The sequence below is a fragment of the Halanaerobium sp. genome, assembly GCF_003070835.1.
Map to the genome: position 1 here is coordinate 1 of NZ_QBLR01000222.1, position 5,664 is coordinate 5,664.

Annotated in this window: 10 protein-coding genes; all 10 read right to left on the reverse strand. The window is 37.7% G+C overall.

Going from position 1 to position 5,664, the window contains the following annotated elements:
- Positions 1-189 (reverse strand): translation initiation factor IF-1 (gene infA, locus CI949_RS15840; RefSeq protein ID WP_290768066.1); only part of this gene is annotated, 189 nt, incomplete at its 3' end.
- 3 nt (positions 190-192) lie between these two features.
- Positions 193-483, reverse strand: a complete 291-nt coding sequence (locus tag CI949_RS15845; protein WP_133529427.1) for a KOW domain-containing RNA-binding protein — start codon at positions 481-483, stop codon at positions 193-195.
- A gap of 81 nt (positions 484-564) precedes the next feature.
- Positions 565-1,314 carry a type I methionyl aminopeptidase gene (gene map / locus CI949_RS15850; protein WP_133529426.1) on the reverse strand — a complete coding sequence of 250 codons (750 nt, stop codon included), beginning with the start codon at positions 1,312-1,314 and terminating at the stop codon, positions 565-567.
- The gene (locus CI949_RS15855) at positions 1,314-1,964 is read right to left on the reverse strand and encodes an adenylate kinase (RefSeq protein ID WP_290768073.1); all 651 of its coding nucleotides are present in this window, start codon (positions 1,962-1,964) and stop codon (positions 1,314-1,316) included. The genes map and CI949_RS15855 overlap by 1 nt, the downstream gene beginning before the upstream one ends.
- 15 nt (positions 1,965-1,979) lie before the next feature.
- Complete coding sequence (gene secY / locus CI949_RS15860; RefSeq protein ID WP_133529424.1) at positions 1,980-3,248, reverse strand: preprotein translocase subunit SecY; 1,269 nt, start codon at positions 3,246-3,248, stop codon at positions 1,980-1,982.
- Between the two features lies 1 nt (position 3,249).
- Positions 3,250-3,693 (reverse strand): 50S ribosomal protein L15, encoded by a 444-nt coding sequence (gene rplO, locus CI949_RS15865; protein ID WP_133529423.1) that lies wholly within the window; start codon positions 3,691-3,693, stop codon positions 3,250-3,252.
- Between the two features lie 19 nt (positions 3,694-3,712).
- A complete protein-coding gene (gene rpsE / locus CI949_RS15870; protein ID WP_076544742.1) occupies positions 3,713-4,213 on the reverse strand; it encodes a 30S ribosomal protein S5 in 501 nt (166 codons plus the stop codon).
- A 16-nt stretch (positions 4,214-4,229) separates the two neighbouring features.
- On the reverse strand, positions 4,230-4,586 hold the full coding sequence (gene rplR / locus CI949_RS15875) for a 50S ribosomal protein L18 (protein ID WP_133529422.1): 357 nt from the start codon (positions 4,584-4,586) through the stop codon (positions 4,230-4,232).
- 18 nt (positions 4,587-4,604) lie between these two features.
- A complete protein-coding gene (gene rplF / locus CI949_RS15880; RefSeq protein WP_108138997.1) occupies positions 4,605-5,138 on the reverse strand; it encodes a 50S ribosomal protein L6 in 534 nt (177 codons plus the stop codon).
- Positions 5,139-5,234: 96 nt separating this feature from the next.
- Positions 5,235-5,633 (reverse strand): 30S ribosomal protein S8, encoded by a 399-nt coding sequence (rpsH, locus tag CI949_RS15885; protein ID WP_108138995.1) that lies wholly within the window; start codon positions 5,631-5,633, stop codon positions 5,235-5,237.
- Positions 5,634-5,664 lie beyond the last annotated feature (31 nt).

The following is a 5,664-nucleotide window of genomic DNA, read 5'->3' on the forward strand; positions in this document are numbered from 1 at the left end:
ACTCAAGTCATAGGGAGAAAGTTCTACTGTTACCTTATCACCAGGTAAGATTCGTATAAAATTCATCCTCATTTTTCCTGAAACATGTGCCAGAACTTTATGTCCGTTTTCCAATTCAACTCTAAACATTGCATTTGGCAGGGGTTCAACTACAGTACCCTGGACTTCAATAGGATCTTCTTTTGCCATAAATTATTTGACCTCCTCTTTACTGAGATAATCCTTTAAAATTAAGCGAACATCTTCACTGCGAACTCGTTTCTTATCTTTTAAATCTCTTAAAAACTCTGCTGCAATCTGACCTGTACTTTCTAAATGTCTGCTATTTTTATATTTTGGATTATTAAATTTCCTCTTTACACCATCGACAACTTTTATTTTTCCATCTGACTCATTATCTATATCTATTACTAAATAATAAGTATCTTTATCTCTGCCGGCAGTCGACCTAACAATTTCGCCAACTTTAAAAGCAGTATCCAAAAATATCACTCTTTTCTCAAGCTCTCTTTTTAACACGCACTGTATATTATACCATAGATAAGACAGGCTCTGCAATAAAAGTTAAAGTTTACTTAATATTTCAACTCCAGCTTCAGTTATTGCAATTGTATGTTCAAAATGAGCAGAAAGGCTTCTATCTTTTGTTACTACTGTCCAGTCATCCTCTAATGTCTCGACTTCATAACCTCCAATATTAACCATGGGCTCAATAGCAAGGGTCATACCCTTTTTTAATTTAGGCCCTTTTCCTGCTGGTCCAAAATTAGGGATCTGTGGATCTTCATGCATATCACGACCGATCCCGTGACCAACATAATCCCGAACCACAGAAAACCCATTTTTCTCAACATATTCCTGTACAGCATGTGAAATGTCAAATAATCTGTTGCCGATAACTGCTTTTTCAATTCCTTTAAGAAGAGATTCTTCAGTTACTTTCAATAATTTGCTGGCATTTTCCGAAATTGAACCAACTGCATGTGTTCTGGCAGCATCTCCATTAAATCCTTCATAAAAAGTTCCAATGTCAATACTTACTATATCACCAGCTTCTAAAAAACGATGATCAGCAGGAATACCATGTACAACTTCTTCATTAATTGAAATACAAATAGAGGCTGGAAAACCCTGATACCCCTTAAAAGAAGGGACGGCTCCCTTACTGCGAATAAATTCATCAGCAAGCTGATCAAGTTCTGCAGTAGATATACCAGGTTTAATATTTTCTGCCAGATAAGCATGTGTTTCTGCCACTATCTGATTTGCTTCACGCATTATATCAATTTCACGCCTCGATTTCAAGATAATCATTATTTATTCGCCTCAATTAATTTCATTAGTCGCTGCTGCACCTTTTCAATTCCGCCGGTGCTTTTAACCTCATGCAGTATTCCTTTGTTTTGATAATAATCTGCAAGCTTAGCAGTTTTTTCTTTATTAACTTCAATTCTTTTCTTAACTGTTTCTTCCTCATCATCACTGCGCTGAATTACTTCTCCCCCACATTTATCACACACACCTTCAACTTCAGGTGGATTATTTTTTACATGATAGGTGGCTCCACAATCAACACAGACTCTGCGGCCGGCCAGTCTTTCAACCAGGATATCTATTTCAGCCTGCAGATAAACAGCAAGATCGAGCTCTCTATTCTGCTCAGCTAAAATCTCATCTAAGGCCTCTGCCTGTGCTATTGTACGAGGAAATCCATCCAGGATAAATCCTTCTTTACAGTCATCTTCTTTTAATCTTTCTTCAACAATTCCAATGGTTACTTCATCTGGTACTAATTCGCCGGCATCAATAAATGATTTAGCTTTTTTTCCCAGTGGGGTTTTATTTTTAATTGCCTTTCTAAAAATATCACCAGTAGCAATATGAGGAATTTCCAAACTTGCTTCTAATTTTTTAGCCTGAGTACCCTTACCAACACCGGGTAAACCCAGTAAAATCATATCCATTTTATTTCCTCCTCTTTATTTCATGAAACCTTCATAATGTCTCATCAGGAGATGGGATTCGATCTGTTCCATAGTTTTTAAAGCAACACCAACCATAATGATTAAGGATGTTCCTCCAAAACTAATTGTTACACCAGTCAGCGGCTGCATTGCAAAAGGAAGTAATGCTACAATTGTTAAGAATATAGCTCCTGCTAATGTAACTCTCATTAAAACTCTATCTAAATATTTAATAGTTGGTCTTCCAGGACGAATTCCAGGAATAAACCCACCATACTTTTTCATATTGTCTGCTACCTCTTCTGGATTAAAGGTAATAGCAGTATAGAAATAAGTAAAGAATAAAATCATCAGACCATACAATACCATATAAAGTGTAGATCCAGGACTAATTGCATTTGCCAGACCTGTTGCCCAGTCATAAGGTAAAACCTGTGCAATAATTCCAGGGAATAAGAGTACAGAAGAAGCGAAGATTACTGGGATAACACCAGCCTGATTGATCTTCATCGGAATATGAGTACTTCTACCTCCGTAAACTCTGCGGCCCACAATTCTCTTTGAATACTGAACCGGGATTCTTCTTTCTCCCTGCTGAACAAAAATAATACCGGCAATAATTATTATAGCCAGCACAGCAAAAATAAGCACATTTAAAATTGAAATGGTGCCTGCCTGCAGTAATTCATATGTGTTGTACATATCTGATGGAAAACGGGAAATAATAGATGTGAAAATGATGATTGAAATACCATTTCCAATTCCTTTGTCCGTAATCTGCTCACCCAGCCACATTAAGAAAGCTGTACCAGCAGTTAAACTTACAATAATCAGGGCAATATCAAACGCTGTTGCATTAGGTACAGCACCAAAACGTCGAATATAAAGTGTAATACCAATTGCCTGAATTACAGCAAGTACAATTGTTCCGTATCTGGTATACTGAGCAATTTTTTTGCGGCCCTCATTACCCTGTTTAGAAAGCTCTTCTAATTTAGGTACAACTACAGTCAAGAGCTGTAAAATAATTGAAGCAGTAATGTAGGGAGTAATGCTCATCGCAAAAATAGTAAAGTTACTTAAAGCACCACCTGCAAATAGATCTAAAAAGTCAAGTGCTCCACCAAAGTTTCCGCCAAAAAGTCTTTCCTGAAGCAATGCTACATCTACTCCAGGGACCGGAATATGTGCTCCCAGGCGGTAAACTGCCATCATAGCAAGCATGAATAAAACTTTATTTCTAAGTTCTTTTACTTTAAAAACATTACCGAGAGCCTTAATCAACTTAAATCACCTCTGACTTTCCGCCAGCAGCTTCTATTTTTTCTCTGGCAGAAGCAGTAAAAGCCTGTGCTTTCACATTCAGGGCAATATTAACTTCACCTTTACCCAGTATTTTTACTCCATTTTTTGCAATACCATCAATAATTCCCTTTTCCAATAAAACTTCAGGTGTTACAGTTTCATCAGCTGAGAATCTATTTAACTGATATACATTAACTTCATTAAATTCTTTTTTAAATTTATTGTTAAACCCTCTTTTGGGAAGACGTCTAAACAGAGGAGTCTGTCCACCTTCAAATGTTGGGCGTACTCTTCCACCCGCACGAGAGTTCTGTCCGTTTGCACCTCTACCAGATGTATAACCGCGACCGGAGCCAGTACCACGACCAACTCTTTTGCGGTCTTTTTTATATCCAGCAGCAGGTTTAAGATTATTTAATTTCATACTTACACCTCCTTGATAATTATCCAATTAATTCTTCTACAGATTTACCTCTTAATTTGGCAACTTGTTCTGCGCTCTTAAGTTCTTTAAGACCAGTAATTGTAGCATTGATCATATTAATCGGATTAGATGTTCCAAGAGATTTAGTTAAAATATCACTAATTCCTGCAAGTTCGATTACCGCACGCACAGGACCTCCAGCAATAACACCAGTACCAGGAGCAGCAGGCTTAAGTAATACTCTACCAGCACCAAAAACTCCAGTTTTCTCATGGGGTATTGTAGTATCTACAATTGGAACCTCGATTAATTCTTTCTTAGCTGCATCAATACCTTTTCTGATGGCTTCAGGTACTTCGTTTGCTTTACCAATACCTGCGCCAACATGGCCTTCTTTATCCCCTACAACTACCAGGGCACTAAAGCTAAATCTACGGCCACCTTTTACAACCTTGGCAACACGGTTAATGTTAACTACGCGCTCTTCAAGGTCGAGTTTATCAGCATTAATTTTACTCATTAATTTACCTCCTTATTTAAAACTTTAGCCCTTCCTCGCGGGCAGCATCAGCCAGAGCCTTAACTCGGCCGTGGTATTTATATCCACTTCTATCAAAAACTACTGTATCTACTCCTTTTTCCAGTGCTCTACTGGCAGCTAACTCTCCTACCATTTTAGCAGCATCTCTGTTACTTGCTACTTCAATTGAATCGCGAAGAGCTGGATCAAGAGTAGATGCAGAAGCAATAGTTTCTCCAGATAAATCATCTATAATCTGCACATACATGTGCTTTAAAGTACGGGTTACATTCATTCTTGGACGATTGGGTGTACCCACAACTTTATTTCTAATTCTCTGATGGCGCTTTTGTCTTGCTTCTCTTTTACCCATCACATTCACTCCTTTCTATTAACCAGTTTTACCGACCTTACGTCTAATATGTTCTCCAACATATTTAATTCCTTTTCCTTTGTAAGGTTCTGGTTTTCTTACTTCACGAATCTTAGCTGCTGTATCACCAACACGCTGTTTATCTATACCTTTAACTGTGATATTTGTATTCTTTTCAACCTCAAAAGAAATATCACCTTCAGCTTCTATAATTACCGGGTGTGAATATCCAACCTCAAGTTTGAGTTTATCACCCTGAACCTGAGCATTATATCCTACACCTACCATTTCTAATTTCTTCTCAAAGCCTTTGCTTACACCCTCAACCATACCTTCGATTAAACTTCTAACCAAACCGTGCATGGAGCGAGCTTCAATATCTTCGCCATTGCGTTCAACAACAACTTCATTATCTTCAACTTTGATATCAATACCAGCTTTAAAAGTTCTTTCTAGTTCACCTAATGGTCCTTTGACTTTAACAGTCTGACCATCAACAGTTACTTCAACTTTTTCTGGTATTTCAATAGGTAGATCACCAATACGTGACATAAATTTCACCTCCGTAGATTTTATCTGAAAAAATTCTCCCAAGCAGAAGCCGTCAGTCAGGAATCTGACATCCGACATCCTACTACTTACATCTTATTACCAGACGTAACAGAGAACCTCTCCACCGATACCTTTTTCTCTTGCTTCTTTATCGCTCATAACACCCTGGGAAGTTGAAATCACTGCGATTCCTAAACCTCCAAGTACCTGCGGCACTTCTTCCTTACCTACATATACTCTTAAACCAGGCTTACTGATTCTTTTAATTCCACTTATAACTTTTTCGTCATTATCTCCATATTTTAAATAAACCCGAATCATGTTCTGAGGTTTTCTTTCAACTAATTTTACATCATTAATGAAACCTTCATCTTTTAAAAGTTCACCAATGCTGGTTTTAACCTTAGAAGCGGGAATATCAACTCTGTCTTTCCCAACACTATTAGCATTGCGAATCCGGGTCAGCATATCTGCTATTGGATCTGTTAAATTCATTTACAAACCTCCTTCCAGTTTTACCAGCTTG